At 71.7% G+C, this 14,957-nt stretch carries 15 protein-coding genes; 4 read left to right on the plus strand and 11 right to left on the minus strand.

Annotated features, from left to right (window positions below; all coding sequences use genetic code 11):
• Positions 1-4: 4 nt before the first annotated feature.
• The 5 genes from KV394_RS02865 to KV394_RS02885 are packed head-to-tail and all read right to left on the minus strand — an operon-like array spanning position 5 to position 4,926.
• Positions 5-466: a nuclear transport factor 2 family protein gene (locus tag KV394_RS02865; protein WP_136034428.1), complete on the minus strand. Its 462-nt coding sequence runs from the start codon at positions 464-466 to the stop codon at positions 5-7.
• Positions 451-1,197, minus strand: a complete 747-nt coding sequence (locus KV394_RS02870; protein WP_136034426.1) for a hypothetical protein — start codon at positions 1,195-1,197, stop codon at positions 451-453. The genes KV394_RS02865 and KV394_RS02870 overlap by 16 nt, the downstream gene beginning before the upstream one ends.
• A gap of 54 nt (positions 1,198-1,251) precedes the next feature.
• A complete protein-coding gene (locus tag KV394_RS02875) occupies positions 1,252-3,174 on the minus strand; it encodes a cytochrome b/b6 domain-containing protein (protein ID WP_247982256.1) in 1,923 nt (640 codons plus the stop codon).
• 2 nt (positions 3,175-3,176) lie between these two features.
• A complete protein-coding gene (locus KV394_RS02880) occupies positions 3,177-4,148 on the minus strand; it encodes an electron transfer flavoprotein subunit alpha/FixB family protein (RefSeq protein WP_247982257.1) in 972 nt (323 codons plus the stop codon).
• Position 4,149: 1 nt separating this feature from the next.
• The gene (locus tag KV394_RS02885; RefSeq protein ID WP_247637815.1) at positions 4,150-4,926 is read right to left on the minus strand and encodes an electron transfer flavoprotein subunit beta/FixA family protein; all 777 of its coding nucleotides are present in this window, start codon (positions 4,924-4,926) and stop codon (positions 4,150-4,152) included.
• Positions 4,927-5,099: 173 nt separating this feature from the next.
• On the opposite strand from KV394_RS02885, the gene KV394_RS02890 reads away from it, so the two are divergent.
• From KV394_RS02890 to KV394_RS02900, 3 genes are read left to right on the plus strand one after another with little or no spacing between them, the layout of a single operon-like run.
• Positions 5,100-5,636, plus strand: coding sequence for a MarR family winged helix-turn-helix transcriptional regulator (locus KV394_RS02890; protein WP_136029549.1), 537 nt, complete (start codon positions 5,100-5,102; stop codon positions 5,634-5,636).
• Positions 5,636-6,094: an SRPBCC family protein gene (locus KV394_RS02895; protein ID WP_247982258.1), complete on the plus strand. Its 459-nt coding sequence runs from the start codon at positions 5,636-5,638 to the stop codon at positions 6,092-6,094. The genes KV394_RS02890 and KV394_RS02895 overlap by 1 nt, the downstream gene beginning before the upstream one ends.
• A 9-nt stretch (positions 6,095-6,103) precedes the next feature.
• On the plus strand, positions 6,104-6,547 hold the full coding sequence (locus KV394_RS02900) for a YdeI/OmpD-associated family protein (protein WP_247982259.1): 444 nt from the start codon (positions 6,104-6,106) through the stop codon (positions 6,545-6,547).
• 93 nt (positions 6,548-6,640) lie between these two features.
• Here KV394_RS02900 and KV394_RS02905 read toward each other — a convergent pair whose 3' ends face one another.
• The 4 genes from KV394_RS02905 to KV394_RS02920 all read right to left on the minus strand — a co-directional run bounded on the left by KV394_RS02905 (position 6,641) and on the right by KV394_RS02920 (position 11,125).
• On the minus strand, positions 6,641-7,417 hold the full coding sequence (locus KV394_RS02905) for an enoyl-CoA hydratase-related protein (protein ID WP_136029543.1): 777 nt from the start codon (positions 7,415-7,417) through the stop codon (positions 6,641-6,643).
• A 125-nt stretch (positions 7,418-7,542) separates the two neighbouring features.
• Positions 7,543-8,430, minus strand: a complete 888-nt coding sequence (gene mmsB, locus KV394_RS02910) for a 3-hydroxyisobutyrate dehydrogenase (RefSeq protein ID WP_136029541.1) — start codon at positions 8,428-8,430, stop codon at positions 7,543-7,545.
• Positions 8,427-9,608, minus strand: a complete 1,182-nt coding sequence (locus KV394_RS02915) for an acyl-CoA dehydrogenase family protein (protein WP_247982260.1) — start codon at positions 9,606-9,608, stop codon at positions 8,427-8,429. The genes mmsB and KV394_RS02915 overlap by 4 nt, the downstream gene beginning before the upstream one ends.
• Before the next feature lie 17 nt (positions 9,609-9,625).
• Complete coding sequence (locus tag KV394_RS02920) at positions 9,626-11,125, minus strand: CoA-acylating methylmalonate-semialdehyde dehydrogenase (protein WP_136029537.1); 1,500 nt, start codon at positions 11,123-11,125, stop codon at positions 9,626-9,628.
• 409 nt (positions 11,126-11,534) lie between these two features.
• Between KV394_RS02920 and KV394_RS02925 the strand changes: the two genes are divergently transcribed.
• Positions 11,535-12,134, plus strand: coding sequence for an antibiotic biosynthesis monooxygenase (locus KV394_RS02925; protein ID WP_205812669.1), 600 nt, complete (start codon positions 11,535-11,537; stop codon positions 12,132-12,134).
• Between the two features lie 3 nt (positions 12,135-12,137).
• Here KV394_RS02925 and KV394_RS02930 read toward each other — a convergent pair whose 3' ends face one another.
• Both KV394_RS02930 and KV394_RS02935 read right to left on the minus strand, forming a co-directional pair.
• Positions 12,138-13,616, minus strand: a complete 1,479-nt coding sequence (locus tag KV394_RS02930) for an MFS transporter (RefSeq protein WP_136029535.1) — start codon at positions 13,614-13,616, stop codon at positions 12,138-12,140.
• 148 nt (positions 13,617-13,764) lie between these two features.
• Positions 13,765-14,955 (minus strand): bifunctional 2-methylcitrate synthase/citrate synthase, encoded by a 1,191-nt coding sequence (locus KV394_RS02935; RefSeq protein WP_247982261.1) that lies wholly within the window; start codon positions 14,953-14,955, stop codon positions 13,765-13,767.
• Positions 14,956-14,957 lie beyond the last annotated feature (2 nt).

The raw sequence follows: 14,957 nt of genomic DNA on the forward strand, positions 1-14,957 counted from the left end.
GCACTCAGGGAGCGAGCAGCTCTCTGGCGACCGCATCCCCGTCGAGCAGGTGATTGCGGCGCTCCCGCACGCGCCATCCGTTCGTCGTTCGCACCAGCTCCCACCGGTTGGCGCTGACCCGCTCCGCTTCCCAGTGGTCGCCGTCGCGCAGCAGCACCACGGAGTGCGTCACGGCCACCGCCGTGTCCCCGTCGATCTCGATCCGAGGGGCGGAGAGTACGTGCGCGCAGCCGCGGCGCAGATACTCGCGGTGCGACGGCAGGTCGACCAGGGTCCGGATGCCGTCCGCGTCCAGAACCGTGTCGTCGAAGCGGTAGGTGCCATCCGCCGCCCAGAGCGCCGAGACCTCGGCGGCGTCCGCGCTGTCCACGGCGGGCCCGTACCGCGCGATCAGCTCGGCGATCTCTGCGCGGTCCTCGAGCGCCCGCAGCCGCCGTTCGAGATCGGCGCTCACCAGTCCTGCCACGGGATGATCGTGTGCACCGGGGTCGACAGCACGACCTCGCCCGCCCCGGGGAACCGCTCTTCCACGGCGCGCAGAGCCGGGGTCACGAGGTCGGGATCGTCCTCCAGATAGAGCAGGCGGAGGCGCAGGGACCCCGGCTCATCGGCCGGACTCTCGTCGAACGGCAGGGAGGAGTGCCGCTGCGGGTGGCTGTACGAGAAGGTCCAGGCGCCGGCGACGCCGTCCACGTCGAGCAGGGCCGGGATGAGTTCGCGGTCCTCTCGCCGATGCGCCTCGTGGGCCTTATGGCCATGCGGCTCGGCGAAGCGGGTGGCGGTGAGGTGCAGTCCGCGGTTCGGGCGGTAGGGCAGCACGTCGGGCGACACCAGAGCGCGCGGGGCGGCATAGCCCTTCACCGGACGGAAGAACGCGAGCAGGGGGCGCTGGATGCCCGGGAGCAGCGGCCCGCGACCCCACTGGAACGAGGCCTCCCCGAGCGCATCCCACGCGGCGACGGACTCGTCGACCGGGTCGCGGAACCAGTACATGGCGACGAAGTCCACAGCGCCGGCGAGTGACCCTGTGGCCAGACCATCACCCGTCGGTCGCACTTCCCACCGATCTCCCCCTGCGACGCCGGGCAGGGCGAGGTTCTCGGGCCGGTGGTCGAGCTGATGCCAGCGGTTGTACTCGGCGTGCTGTGAGCGGTCGTCGAGACGGACGAAGGAGAAGAAGGCGAGAGGCAGCGACACGCCCCAGTCAAGCGTTTGCTTGGTGACCTGTCAACACCCGCTCACCTCGGGCGATCAGCGACCGGAGACCTTGCCGAAGAGCTTCGCGATCGGGGCGAGCACGAGCGGACGCGCCGCCGCCCACGCGCCCGCGATCACGACGAGCGAGAGCACGAACACCCAGAACCCGGTCCAGGTCGCCGCATCCTGCGCCGCGAACATGTGGTTGAGGTTGCGCTGGAACCCGGTGAGCATCACGAGTGCCACGTGCACGACGATGAACGCCACGAAGTACAGCATGATCGGGAAGTGCAGCGCGCGCGCCCACTCCACCGGGTACGCCTTGGACAGCCGCTCCGCCCTCTTCGGCCACAGCGCCGACATGCGGAAACCGGTGGCGGCGGCGAGCGGCGCCGCCACGAACACGGTCACGAAGTAGGCGAGCTGCTGCAGGCTGTTGTAGTTGTTCCAGCCGTTCTCGTGCGGCCAGTCGAGCGAGACGTACTGCAGGGCCGCCGACAGCGCGTTCGGGAAGACCTCCCAGCTCGTCGGCACGATGCGCACCCAGTGCCCGGTGACGAAGAGCAGCACCACGAAGGCCACGCCGTTCACGAGCCACAGGATGTCGAGCGCCTGGTGGAACCAGAGGTTCAGGCTGATCTTTCCCTTGGGGTTGTTCCGCGGCGTCCAGAACACGGTCGGCCGCTTCTCGGTGCGCACCTGCAGCCCCGAGCGGATGATCAGCACGATCAGGAACATGTTGAAGAAGTGCGCCCAGTTGACCCACGGCGCGAAGCCCGGCTCGACCGGGATCGCCGGCTCGTACTCGCCGGGGAACGCAGCCAGGAAGTCCTGCATGAACGGGGCGCTCAGCAGTGCCCGCACCAGCGCGACGGCCGCGCCGGCCAGCACGCCCAGGGCCGCGGCACCCAAGAGCCCCGCGATCGCCTGCGTCCAGGTCGGGCGGCGGCGACCCGTGTCCGGAGAGGTCGTGAGGTGACGCGGCGCACGGCCGTTCCACACCGTCCGCGTCCACGGCAGCGGCGTCGCCAGGTCGGCGGCCGGCACGATCTCCGTCGTGCTCGGCATCGCGGCGGCGGGAGCGGTGGCAGCGGCGGAAGCGGCGGCAGCGGCGGAAGCGGCGGCAGCGGCGGAAGCGGCAGCAGCGGCGGGAGCGGCGGGAGCGACAGCTGTCCCAGTAGCGGCCGGAGTGGTCGCGGCGGGCGTGGGAGCGGCGCCCGCCTGCGCGGTCGCAGCAGCGGCGGGAGCGGCAGCTGTCCCGGTGGACGACGGCACGGTCCCGGCGGGCGACGGCACGGTCCCGGCGGGCGGCCACGGCTCGCCACCGGCGACGCGCGGCAGACCCCGGCGCACCGTCGCGGCGCCGGGTGTGGTCGCGGGGGCGGACGGCGCGCCGTCCGCGATCGAGGCTCCGGGCGCATCAGTCGCCGCACCCTCGGCGGGCGAGGCGATCCCGGGTGCAGCGGCACCGGGTGCCGCGGCACCGGGCGCAGCCGTCACCGAAGCAGCGGCACCGGGCGCAGCCGTCACCGAAGCGGCCTCGGGAATGGGGGCGGGCTCGGCGCCGGTCGCAGATCCGAGCCCGGCGGAGGCCGAAGCGGGCGGCCAGGGCTCTCCGCCCGGAACGCGCGGCAGGCCTCGACGAAGACGCGACGGCCCGGATGCGGCCGTCGCGGGAGCCGGCGCGGCGACAGAGGAGGCCGCGGAGCTCGTGCTCGGCTCGGCCGGCGGGGTCGTCTCGGCGCTGGTCTCGATCACGGGCGATGCGGCCGCGACGCCGACACCGCTCGCACCGTCCTCCGCGGCCTCGGAACCGACAGCGGTCTCGGACTGCGCCTGCGAGGCGGAGAGGGCCGCCGACGCCTCATCCGCACCGACGGAGGCCGCATCCGCGACCTCGACGGACACGTCGGCCGGCGGCCACGGCTCGCCACCGGGCACACGCGGCAGACCGCGTCGCAGCATCCGCGTGGCCATGACTACTTCTTCCGCGCCTCGAGCGCGGCGATCACCTGCGGCACGATCGTGAACACGTCGCCGACGATGCCGAAGTCCGCGACGTCGAAGATCGGCGCCTCCGGGTCTTTGTTGATCGCGACGATGTTCTTCGACGTCTGCATGCCCGCCCGGTGCTGGATCGCGCCGGAGATGCCGAGTGCGACGTACAGCTGCGGCGACACCGAGACACCCGTCTGCCCGACCTGGTGCGACTGGGGGATGTAGCCCGCGTCGACGGCCGCGCGCGAGGCGCCGACCGCCGCACCGAGGGCGTCGGCGAGCTCCTCGACGAGCACGAACTTCTCCTTCGACGCCAGACCGCGCCCGCCGGAGACGACACGGGTCGCCCCGCGCAGCTCGGGCCGGGTCGACGTGGCCTCGACGGCTTCGACCGGACCGGCGGTCGCCGCGACCGCACCCGACGGGGCGACCGTCAGCTGCTCGACCTGCGGGGAGGCGACGGCCTCGGCCCGCGCGTCGACCGCGCCCTGCCGCACCGTGACCACGAGCGTGCCGTAGGTCGCGGCCGCATCGACGAGGTAGGCCCCGCCGTACACCGAGTGGTGGGCCACGACGCCCTCCTCGTCGCGGGAGACCCCCACGGCGTCGACGGCGAGCGCACCGGGGAGGCGCACCGCGAGGCGACCGGCGACGTCGCGTCCGGAGATCGAGTTCGACACGAGCACCGCATCGGGCTGCACCTGTGCAACCGCGGCCTGCAGGGCGTCGACGAGCGGCACGGTGAGCGCGGTCGCATCGCCCTCGGCGGTCAGCACGACGGCGGCACCGGCGGCCGCGGCCTGATCCACGGCCTCCTTCCCGCCGCCCACGACGAGGGCTACGGGGGTGCCGATGCCGGCCGCAGCCCCCATCAGACCGGCAGTGCTGCTGGCGGCGTTCCCGGACGGGTCGAGGTCGACCAGGACGAGGATCGGGTTCTCGGGGTACGCCATGTCACACCAGCCTGTTCTGCACGAGGAAGTCGACGAGCTTGTCGGCGGCATCGCCCTCGTCGGTGATCTTGACGCCCGCGGCGCGCGGGGGCTTCTCCGCGACCGCGGTCATGATGGTGCGGGGCGCCGCGGCGGGGTCGGCCGACACGTCGAGGTCGGCGAGGGTCACCACCTCCAGCGGCTTCTTCTTCGCCGCCATGATGCCCTTGAAGTTCGGGAACCGGGCGTCGGGAAGCGCCTCGGTGATCGAGATGACGGCGGGCAGCGGTGCCGTGACCTGCTGTCCGCCGAAGTCCGCACCGCGGGTGCCCGAGACGCCGTCCGCCGTGATCTCCACGGACGTGAGTGCGGTGGCCTGCGCCCAGCCCAGGTGCTCGGCGAGCATGGCGGGGATCACGCCGCCGGAGCCGTCGGTCGAGAGGTTGCCGGTGATGACGAGGTCGGGGGCGCCACGACGGATGGCCGCGGCGAGGACCTCCGCGGTGAGCCCCAGGTCGGCACCGGCGAGCTGCTCGTCCGCGATGTGGATGGCCGAACCGGCACCGATCGCGAGCGCGCGCCGCACCGACGCGGTGGACCCCTCGGGTGCCATGGTGAGGGCGACGACCTCCGTGCCCTCGTTCTTGTCGGCGTGGCTCAGGGCCACTTCGAGGGCCCGCTCCGTGATCTCGTCGAGCACGACGTCTCCGGCCGCACGATCCGCGAGCCCCGTCTCGAGATCCAGCTTGCGATCGCCATAGGTGTCCGGCACCTCTTTGACCAGGACGAAGATCTTCATCGAATGCTCCTCACGACACGGCGAGTCTATCGGCATGGCGGTCTATGTAGCCAAAAACCGAGGAAACCCCCGGCTGCGGCCCGCGAATCCGCGGTGAATGTATACATAACCGACAGCCACGCCCTGCGCGACCGCGTCCGAGGCAACCCGTGACGCGCCGGTACCGTAGAGACGTGGTCCGCCCTCGCCCTCTCCCCGTCGATCCGCTCGCCGAAGCCAAGCGGCAGTGGGTCGCGCACGGCTGGACCGACGCGGCCGACGGCATGACGGTCGTCACCTCGGTCATGCGCGCGCAGCAGCTGCTGCTCGCCCGGGTCGACGCGGCCCTCAAGCCCTTCGCGCTGAGCTTCGCGCGGTACGAGGTGCTGCGGCTGCTCGCGTTCAGCCGCACCGGGCGGCTTCCGCTGTCGAGCGTCGTCGCGCGCCTCCAGGTGCATGCGACCACGGTCACCAGCACCGCCGAGCGCCTGGTCCGCGACGGCCTCGTCGTGCGCGAGCCGCACCCGCACGACGGCCGGGCCGCGATGCTCGCACTGACCGCGGAGGGACGCGACCTGGTCGAGCGTGCCACCGCCGCGCTCAACGCCGACGTGTTCGCCGACCCCGGCCTGAGCCACGACGACGCCGCCGAACTGGTCGCGATCGTCGCCCGCATGCGCCGCGACGCCGGGGACTTCATCGACCCCCGCCCCCTCCCCGAGCCCCTCTGATGCCCCGGTTCGTGATCGAGACGGTCGTCGCCGCGCCCCCGCAGGAGGTGTTCGACGCCGCGCTCGACCCGGCCCTGCACCTCGCGTCGATGGCCCGCTACGGCGAGACGATGATCGAAGAACCCGCGGGTGGCCGCTTCTCCGAGGGGTCGACGGTGACCTGGCGCGCGCGGCACTTCGGCATTCCCTTCCGGCTGCGCTCCGTGGTCTTCGACATCGAGGCGTCGTCCCGGTTCACCGACCGCCAGCTCCGCGGGCCGTTCGGCGACCTCCGGCACGAGCACGTCTTCGAACCGCATCCGCGCGGCACCCTCATGCGCGACACCATCGCGTTCCACTCGCCCCTCGGGCCGCTCGGCCGCCTCGTCGACGCCCTGGTGCTCGGCCGCTACATGGAACGGCTCATCCGCGAGCGCAACGACGCCCTGGTCGCTGCGATCGAGGGGCGGCGGGCGTAACCTCTGGGCATGAGCGAACTGCGCCTGCACACCGTCCTCACCGGTCGCGGTCCCGCCGCGGCGATCCAGCTCACCGACGAGCAGGTCGCCTCGTTCGGGGCCGGCAAGAGCTTCCCCGTCGCCGTCACCATCGGCGGCCGCACCGCGCGACTGCGGCTGGCCCGCATGGGCGGCGAGAACCTCATCGGCTTCAGCCAGGCGGTTCGCGCCGACCTCGGGGTGGAGATCGACCAGGAGGTCGACGCCGTGATCCGCCTCGACACCGCCGAGCGCACCGTCGACGTGCCGCCCGCGCTGGCCGAGGCGCTCGACGGCGACCCCGCCCTGCGGGCGGCCTTCGACGCCCTCTCCCCCAGCGCCCGCAAGGAGCACGCGCGCGCGGTCGCCGAGGCCAAGCAGCCGGCGACGCGCGACCGCCGGATCGCGAAGATCCTCGACGGTCTCCGCGGCTGACCGTTCACAGCCCCTCGGGATCCCGGGCGAACCGGCGCCACACCGCGCGGTGCGCGCAGCAGTCCCGCGTCTCTGAGGAGCCGTGAACCGGGGTCAGCGGTTCTGGAAGTCGGGCTGGCGCTTCTCGCGGAACGCGGCCATGCCCTCCTTCTGGTCGGCCGTGTCGAACAGCGCCGCGAACGCCTCCTTCTCGTGAGCCAGGCCCTCCGCGAGCGTGGTCTCCATGGCCGCGTCGAGGGCGGCCTTGGCGGCGTACACCGACGGCAGCGACTTCGCCGCGATGCCGTCCGCGAGCGCGGTCGCCTCGGCCAGCAGCTCCGCCGCGGGCACGACGCGCGACACCAGTCCCGCCCGCTCGGCCTCCTCCGCGCCGAGGAAGCGGCCGGACAGCACGAGCTCGGCCGCCTTGTAGTAGCCGACCGCGCGGATGAGCCGCTGCGTGCCGCCCATGCCCGGGATGACGCCGAGGTTGATCTCGGGCTGGCCGAACTGCGCGGTGTCGGCCGCGAGGATGATGTCGCACATCATCGCCAGCTCGCACCCCCCGCCGAGCGCGAAGCCCGACACCGCGGCGATGACCGGGGTGCGCACGGCCGCGAAATCCCGCCACGCCCCGAAGTGATCCGTCTCGCGCATCTGCGCCGCCGACATCCCCTCCATCTCCTTGATGTCGGCTCCGGCGGCGAACGCCTTCTCCGAACCCGTGACGACGATCGCGCCGATGCCGTCGTCGGCGTCGAAGGCGAGCGCGGCGGCCGTGACCTCCTCGGCGACGGTGCTGTTCAGCGCGTTGAGGGCCTGCGGGCGGTTCAGGGTGATCCATCCGACCCGTCCGCGCTGCTCCACCAGGATCGTCTCGTACTCGGTCATCTGTCTCCCTCTCCGTCGTGGTTCTGCTTCAGTATCGCCCGTCGCGTCGGTCGCCCCGTCGCCGGCGCTCCCGCTCGGGCACCGGTCGTCCGGTCGCTGGCGCTCCGTGCTCCGCGACGGGGGTGCTACACGCGGTCGTCGCGGATGTCGGTGATGATGCCGGAGAAGTCGCGCGTGGCCCCGTCGCCCGCGGCGTACGCGGCGTAGAGCTGCTGCGCGAGCCGGCCCATCTTCGCGTCGGTGGAGGTCTGCTCGATCGCCTGCAGCGCGAGCCCGAGGTCCTTCGCCATGAGCGCCCCCGCGAAGCCGGGCTGATAGTCGCGGTTGGCGGGGCTCGTAGGCACCGGACCGGGCACGGGGCAGTTCGTCGTGATCGACCAGCACTGCCCCGACGCCTGCGACACCACGTCGAACAGCGCCTGGTGCTCGAGCCCCAGCCGCTCGCCGAGCACGAACGCCTCGGCCACGGCGATCTGCGACACCGCGAGCACCATGTTGTTGCAGACCTTCGCCGCCTGGCCGAGACCCGAGCCACCGCAGTGCACGATCCGCTTGCCCATGACCTCGAGCAGCGGCAGCGCCGCCGCGTAGTCCTCGTCCGAGCCGCCCACCATGAACGCCAGCGTCCCGGCCTCGGCACCCACGACCCCGCCGGACACCGGGGCGTCGATGTTGCGGTGACCGGCGGCGAGCGCGAGCGCGTGCGCGGCGCGGGCCTCGTCGACCGCGATCGTGGACGACTCGATGAACAGGGTGCCGGGGCGCGCCGCCGCCAGCAGCTCGGTGCGATACGCCTCGATCACGTGCTTCCCGGCGGGGAACATCGTGATCACGACCTCCGCGTCGGTCACGGCCTCCGCGCCGCTGGCCGCCACCGGGATCCCGGCCGCCCGCGCCGCCTCCACGGCCGCGGGCACGAGGTCGAAGCCGTGCACCTCGTGTCCCGCCGCGACGAGGTTCTTCGCCATCGGCAGGCCCATGTGGCCGAGGCCGAGGAAGGCCACGCGGGTCATGAGGCGCTCCGCATCGACGCCGACCCCGCCGGCCGCAGCATCTCCCGGCCGACGATGAGTCGCATGATCTCGTTGGTGCCCTCGAGGATCTGGTGCACGCGCAGGTCGCGGACGATCTTCTCGATGCCGTAGTCCTGCAGGTAGCCGTAGCCGCCGTGCAGCTGCAGCGCGCGGTTGGCGACGTCGAAGCCGGCGTCGGTGGCGAACCGCTTCGCCATGGCGCAGCGCATCGTGGCGTCCGGCGCCTTCGCGTCCACCGCCTCCGCACCGTCGCGCACCATGAGCCGCGCGGCCTGGAGGTCGGTGCGCATGTCGGCGATCGCGAACAGGATCGACTGCTTCTCGGCCAGCGGCTCCCCGAACGCCACCCGCTCGTGCACGTACTGCACGGCGCGGTCGAGGGCCGCCTGGGCTCCGCCGAGCGAGCAGGCGGCGATGTTGAGGCGCCCGCCGTTGAGCGCCGACATCGCGATCGCGAACCCGCGACCCTCGTCGCCGAGCATCGCGGCTGCGGGCACCCGCACGCCGTCGAGGATCACCTGCCGGGTGGGCTGCGCGTGCCAGCCCATCTTCTTCTCCGGGGCGCCGAAGCTGAGCCCCTCGGCGTCGCCCGGCACGAGGAAGGCGCTGATGCCGCGCGCTCCCGGCTCGCCCGTCCGCGCCATCACGACGTACACGGCCGCCTCGCCCGCCCCCGAGATGAACTGCTTGACGCCGGTGAGCAGGTAGTCGTCGCCGTCGCGCACGGCGCTGGTCGCCACGTTGGCGGCGTCGGATCCGACCCCCGGCTCGGTGAGGCAGTAGCCGCCGAACTCCTGCATGGCCGTGAGCTGCGGCAGCCAGGTGGCACGCTGGGTGTCGTCGCCATAGGTGTCGATCATCCACACCACCATGTTGTGGATGGAGATGTAGGCGGCGACCGCGGGGTCGGCCTTGGCGAGCTCCTCGAAGATCGCGACGGTGTCGACGCGGGAGAGGCCGGTGCCGCCGTACTCCTCGCTCACGTAGATGCCGCCGAGCCCGAGCTCGCCGCCGCGGTTCAGCGACTCCCGTGGGAACAGGTGCTTCTCGTCGCGCTCGGCGGCCTGCGGGGCGAGCTCGGTCTCGGCGAACTCGCGGACGGCGTCGAGGATGGCCTCGCGCTCCTCGGCGGTGGTGGTGACGCTGGTCATGGTCATGTCGGTTCCTCGGGCGTTCAGTGCATGGTGGGGATGACGAAGCTGGCGCCGTCGCGGATGCCGCTGGGCCAGCGACTCGTCACCGTCTTGGTCTTGGTGTAGAAGCGGAAGGCATCGGCGCCGTGCTGGTTGAGGTCGCCGAAGCCGCTGCGCTTCCAGCCGCCGAAGGTGTAGTACGCGATGGGCACCGGGATCGGCACGTTCACCCCGACCATGCCGACCTCGACGCGGGCGGCGAAGTCGCGGGCCGCGTCGCCGTCGCGCGTGAAGATCGCGACGCCGTTGCCGTACTCGTGCTCCGAGGCCATCCGCAGCGCCTCCTCGTAGTCCGCGGCCCTCGCGATCACGAGCACGGGGCCGAAGATCTCCTCGCGGTAGATCGCCATGTCGGTCGTCACGTGGTCGAACAGCGTCGGCCCGAGGTAGAACCCCTCCTCGTGCCCTGGCACCGTGAAGCCGCGGCCGTCGGCGAGGAGCGTCGCCCCCTCGTCCACGCCCTGCTGGATGTAGCCGGTGACGCGGTCCACGGCGTCGCGCGAGACCAGCGGGCCGTAGTCGACGTCGGCCGCGAGCGAGGGCCCGACCCGCAGCTGGGCGACCCGCTCGACGAGCTTGGCCGCGAGCGCGTCCGCCGTCTCCTCCCCCACGGGCACCGCGACCGAGATCGCCATGCAGCGCTCGCCCGCCGAGCCGTAGCCCGCGCCGATCAGCGCGTCCACCGCCTGGTCGAGGTCGGCGTCGGGCATCACGATCATGTGGTTCTTGGCGCCGCCGAAGCACTGCGCCCGTTTGCCGTGCGCGGCCGCGGTGGCGTAGATGTACTCGGCGATGGGTGTCGAGCCCACGAAGCCGACCGCGCGGATCCGGTCGTCGCTCAGCAGCGTGTCGACCGCCTCCTTGTCGCCGTGCACCACGTTGAGCACGCCCGCCGGGAGCCCGGCTTCGAGGAACAGCTCCGCCAGCCGGACGGGCACCGAGGGATCGCGCTCGCTGGGCTTGAGCACCACGGCGTTGCCGGCGGCGAGCGCGGGCCCGGCCTTCCACAGCGGGATCATGGCCGGGAAGTTGAAGGGGGTGATGGCGGCGACGACACCGAGGGGCTGTCGCATCGAGTACACGTCGATGCCCGCACCCGCGCCGGTGGAGTACTCCCCCTTGAGCAGGTGGGGCGCTCCGGCGGAGAACTCGATCACCTCGAGGCCGCGCTGGATGTCGCCCTTCGCGTCGTCGACGGTCTTGCCGTGCTCGCTCGCCAGCAGCTCGGCGAGCGACTGCATCTCGCGCTGCGCCAGGTCGAGGAACCGCAGCAGCACCCGCGCGCGCTTCTGCGGATTGGTCGCGGCCCAGGCGGCCTGCGCCTCCTCGGCTGTGGCGATCACGCGGCGCACCTCCTCGGCGGAGGCGAGCGGCACGCGCGCCTGCACCGCGCCGGTGCTCGGATCGAAGACGTCGGCGAAGCGTCCGTCGTCGGGGGTGAGAAGCGTTCCGCCTACGAAGTGCGGGATCGTGCGGGTCATTGTGTGACATCCCTCCGTGCCGTCGTTGGCACATCGCGAGTTTACTCCGGCGTCCGTGAAAATACGAGGACGTCCTTGTATCTTCGCGCACGGCCGGTCCCCACCCCGAGCGGCGCCGTTCGCACCCCGTTCACCCGCGCGTCACCTCGGCCGATTACAACTGCAGGTGCACGGACAGTGACTCAGACCGGATCGGGTAATCGCGTCCTCCGTGCGCACGGTGAGCGCTCTCGCTCCCGTCGCGGCCCCCAACGCCGCGTGACCCCCGCCGAATCGGGTCGGCGGGGGTCTTCTCCGTGCGGACGCCGCCGCGCTCCGGCGAAATAGAATCGTGCTGGCGCCGCGACCCTGGCGCCCCCACCCCACCCGGCGTCCGCACCCCGATGCCCCCACCCCCGAGGACCGCACCATGTCCGCAACCGCCCCCGTGTCCGAGCCCGTCACCGTCTCCATCCGCCGCGAGGTCGACCCCGAGCGCATCGCCGAGGCGACCGCCTGGGTGCAGACCGGCGTGAACCTGGCGACGAAGTACCCGGGCTTCCTCGGCTCGGGGTGGGTGCGCGCGGGCGAGGACTCGCAGGTGTGGCACATGCTCTACCGCTTCGCGAGCGAGGAGTCGCTGACCGCCTGGGAGCAGTCGGGCGAGCGCACCTGGTGGCTCTCCATGGGCGAGGGCTTCGTGCGCAGCGAACGCTCCAAGCGCCGCACCGGCATCGAGGGGTGGTTCGACGAGCCGTCCACCGGCTCCATCCCCGTGGTCGAGCCCGACGGCACGACCACGGTCGCGGTGGCCCCCGCACCGCCGCGCTGGAAGCAGGCGGTGTCGATCTGGCTCGGGTTCTTCCCCGTCAACCTCGCCTTCACGTACGCCATGAGCCCGGTGCCGGGATGGGACGGCCTGCCGATCTGGCTGCGCGTTCTCGCGACCACGCTCGTGCTCACGCCGATCATGACCTACTGGGTGCTCCCCTGGGTCACCCGCTCGCTGCGCGGCTGGCTCGCCCGCTGACGCTCACGCGCCGTCCGGCGTGACCTTCTTCTTCCCCGGCTCGACGAGCGACAGCGGATCCGCGATGTCCTCCAGCGACTTGCCCGCCGCGCTCACCCCGAACACCCCGCAGACCACGCCGCCGAACATCATGATCGCGGCACCGAGCACATAGCCCCAGAAGAGCGGGCCGCGGTCGCCGGACTCGGCACTCGCCCCGATCAGCGCCCCGTAGAGCACCGGGGCGATCGCGCCGACGAGCTGGCCGATGGAGAAGACGTACGAGATCACCTGACTGCGCAGCTCCAGCGGGAAGATCTCGCTCACCGTCAGGTAGGCGGCGGACGCACCGGCGGAGGCGAAGAAGAACGAGGCGCACCAGAACGCCGTGTGCGTCGCCGCGTTCAGAACGCCCGCGTTGAACAGGAAGGCGCTGACCAGCAGGATCAGCCCGGCGAGCACGTACGTGCCGAACAGCATGCGGCGCCGGCCCCACGTGTCGAAGAAGTGGCCGAGGATGAGGGCGCCGGCGAGGTTGCCGACCGCGAAGACGATGAAGTACTGCGAGGCGGAGGCGGGCGGGGTGTCGTAGAAGTTCTCGAGCACCAGCGCGTAGGTGAAGAAGATCGCGTTGTAGAGGAACGACTGCGTCACCATCATCGTGATGCCGACCAGCGTGCGACGCGGGTACTTTTGGAACAGCACCTTCGCGATCACCAGGAACGGCACGCTGCCGTACTCCTTGACCGTGATCGCCTTGTCCTCGTCGACCGGGTCGATCGTCTTGCCCTCCTTGCGGATGCGCTCCTCGATCGCGTCGACGTTGCGCTCCGCCTCCTCCTCACGGCCGTGCGTCATCTGCCAGCGCGGGCTCTCCGGGATGTGCCGACGCAGCCAGATGATCAGCAGGCCGAGGATCGGACCGACGAAGAAGCTGAGCCGCCAGCCCAGGTCGGCGGGCAGGAGGTCGGTGTTGAGGAAGAACATGTTCGCCACGGCACCCAGGGCGGCACCGCCCCAGTAGGTGCCGTTGATCGCGATGTCGACGCGGCCGCGGTACTTCGCCGGGATGATCTCGTCGATCGCGGAGTTGATGGCGGCGTACTCGCCGCCGATGCCCGCGCCGGCGACGAACCGCCAGATGTAGAAGAACCACGGGGCGAACGCGAGACCGGCCACCGCGGAGCCCACGAGGTAGACCGCGAGCGAGATCAGGAAGAGGTTCTTGCGGCCGAGGCGATCGGCGAGGCGACCGAACACCAGCGCCCCGAAGACCTGGCCCAGCAGGTAGCACGTGCCGGCGAGACCCACCTCGGCCGGGCCCATGCCGAGGGTCTCGGCATAGCCGTTCGCGGCGACGATCTGCACCTCGAGCCCGTCGAGGATCCACGAGAAGCCGAGGCCGACGACGATCATCCAGTGGAAGCGCGACCACGGCAGCCGGTCCATGCGCGCCGGGACGAGCGACCGGACCTCCTTGACGGTGACCTCGGATGCGGACATGAACCCTCCTTCGTGCGGGGCGCGAACGGCCCGCATCCGGTTCTACTCCGCCCGGGAATTCGCCGCATCGCCTTGACCCCGAGGGCTCCATCACGCTACAGCGCCGCCGAGAACCCTCGGCGGCGCTGTCAGATCCTGCTCGCGGCGGTCAGGCCGACGCCTCCTCGGGGCGCTCCTGCACCTCGATCGCGGCGGTGTCCGGCGTGTACCCCTCGACGTGCCGCTCCTCGGCTCCGACGTACGCCGAGAGCGGCCGGATCAGGGCGTTCGACGACTGCTGCTCCAGGATGTGCGCCGTCCACCCCGTGATCCGCGCCGCGACGAAAAGCGGCGTGAAGGTCAGGGTGTCGAAGCCGATCAGGTTGTAGGCGGGGCCCGACGGGTAGTCCAGGTTCGGGTAGATGCCCTTGCGCTCCACGAACTCGCCCTCCAGACGCTCGTAGAGCTCGGCCACCTCCGGGCGGTCGTAGTGGCGCACCAGGGTGTCGAGCGCGGCCTTCATGGTGGGCACCCGCGAGTCGCCGCGCTTGTAGACGCGGTGACCGAACCCCATGATCTTGCGCTTCTCGGCCAGCGCCGTGTCGAGCCACTCGGTCACGCGGTCGGCCGCGCCGATCTCGTCGAAGATGTGCATCACGGCCTCGTTCGCACCGCCGTGCAGCGGGCCCTTGAGCGCCCCGATCGCCCCGACGACCGCGGAGTACAGGTCGCTGAGCGTCGAGGTGATCACGCGCGCCGTGAAGGTGGACGCGTTGAAGGAGTGCTCCGCGTAGAGCGTCATCGAGCGGTTGAACGCATCGACCACCACCGGGTCCTGCTCCTCGCCGAACGTCATCCAGAGGAAGTTCGCCGCGTAGTCCAGGTCGTCCCGCGGCTCGACCGCCGGCAGGTCCCGCCGCCGCCGCTGCCCGTAGGCGACGATCGCCGGAAGGGCCGCGAACAGGCGCAGGCTGCGCTCCAGGTTGACCTCGGGCGTGCCGACCGCATCGAGCACGTTGCGGATGCCGGCCGTCTCGACCGCGCCGATCACGCTCACCGCCGTGCGGACCTCGTCCATCGGGTGGGCGTCCAGCGGCAGCCGGTCGATCGCATCCTTCACCTCGGGCGTGAGGGCGCGGTGCCGCCGCTCCTCCAGCCGGAACGCCGCGAGCTCGTCCCCCGTGGGCAGCTCGCCGTTCCACAGCAGATACGCGACGGCCTCGAACGGCTGCGTGTCGGCGAGTTCCTGCACCGGGTAGCCGCGGTACAGCAGGCTGTTCGTCTCGGGGTTGACCTTCGAGATCGCGGTCGTGTCGACGACGACCCCCGCGAGGCCCTTCTTGATGTCCGGCTCGGTCATGC

Source organism: Microbacterium sufflavum (assembly GCF_023101165.1).
Taxonomy (GTDB): domain Bacteria; phylum Actinomycetota; class Actinomycetes; order Actinomycetales; family Microbacteriaceae; genus Microbacterium; species Microbacterium sufflavum.

What these genes read in the sequence shown, in the direction of transcription:
- KV394_RS02895 (WP_247982258.1), top strand. Translation starts at nt 5,636, where the DNA reads ATGCCCCGGTTCGTGATCGAGACGGTCGTCGCCGCGCCCCCGCAGGAG.
- KV394_RS02925 (WP_205812669.1), top strand. Translation starts at nt 11,535, where the DNA reads ATGTCCGCAACCGCCCCCGTGTCCGAGCCCGTCACCGTCTCCATCCGC.
- KV394_RS02880 (WP_247982257.1), bottom strand. Translation starts at nt 4,148, where the DNA reads ATGGCGTACCCCGAGAACCCGATCCTCGTCCTGGTCGACCTCGACCCG.
- KV394_RS02935 (WP_247982261.1), bottom strand. Translation starts at nt 14,955, where the DNA reads ATGACCGAGCCGGACATCAAGAAGGGCCTCGCGGGGGTCGTCGTCGAC.
- KV394_RS02915 (WP_247982260.1), bottom strand. Translation starts at nt 9,608, where the DNA reads ATGACCATGACCAGCGTCACCACCACCGCCGAGGAGCGCGAGGCCATC.
- KV394_RS02920 (WP_136029537.1), bottom strand. Translation starts at nt 11,125, where the DNA reads ATGACCCGCACGATCCCGCACTTCGTAGGCGGAACGCTTCTCACCCCC.
- KV394_RS02900 (WP_247982259.1), top strand. Translation starts at nt 6,104, where the DNA reads ATGAGCGAACTGCGCCTGCACACCGTCCTCACCGGTCGCGGTCCCGCC.
- KV394_RS02905 (WP_136029543.1), bottom strand. Translation starts at nt 7,417, where the DNA reads ATGACCGAGTACGAGACGATCCTGGTGGAGCAGCGCGGACGGGTCGGA.
- mmsB (WP_136029541.1), bottom strand. Translation starts at nt 8,430, where the DNA reads ATGACCCGCGTGGCCTTCCTCGGCCTCGGCCACATGGGCCTGCCGATG.
- KV394_RS02930 (WP_136029535.1), bottom strand. Translation starts at nt 13,616, where the DNA reads ATGTCCGCATCCGAGGTCACCGTCAAGGAGGTCCGGTCGCTCGTCCCG.
- KV394_RS02875 (WP_247982256.1), bottom strand. Translation starts at nt 3,174, where the DNA reads ATGGCCACGCGGATGCTGCGACGCGGTCTGCCGCGTGTGCCCGGTGGC.
- KV394_RS02885 (WP_247637815.1), bottom strand. Translation starts at nt 4,926, where the DNA reads ATGAAGATCTTCGTCCTGGTCAAAGAGGTGCCGGACACCTATGGCGAT.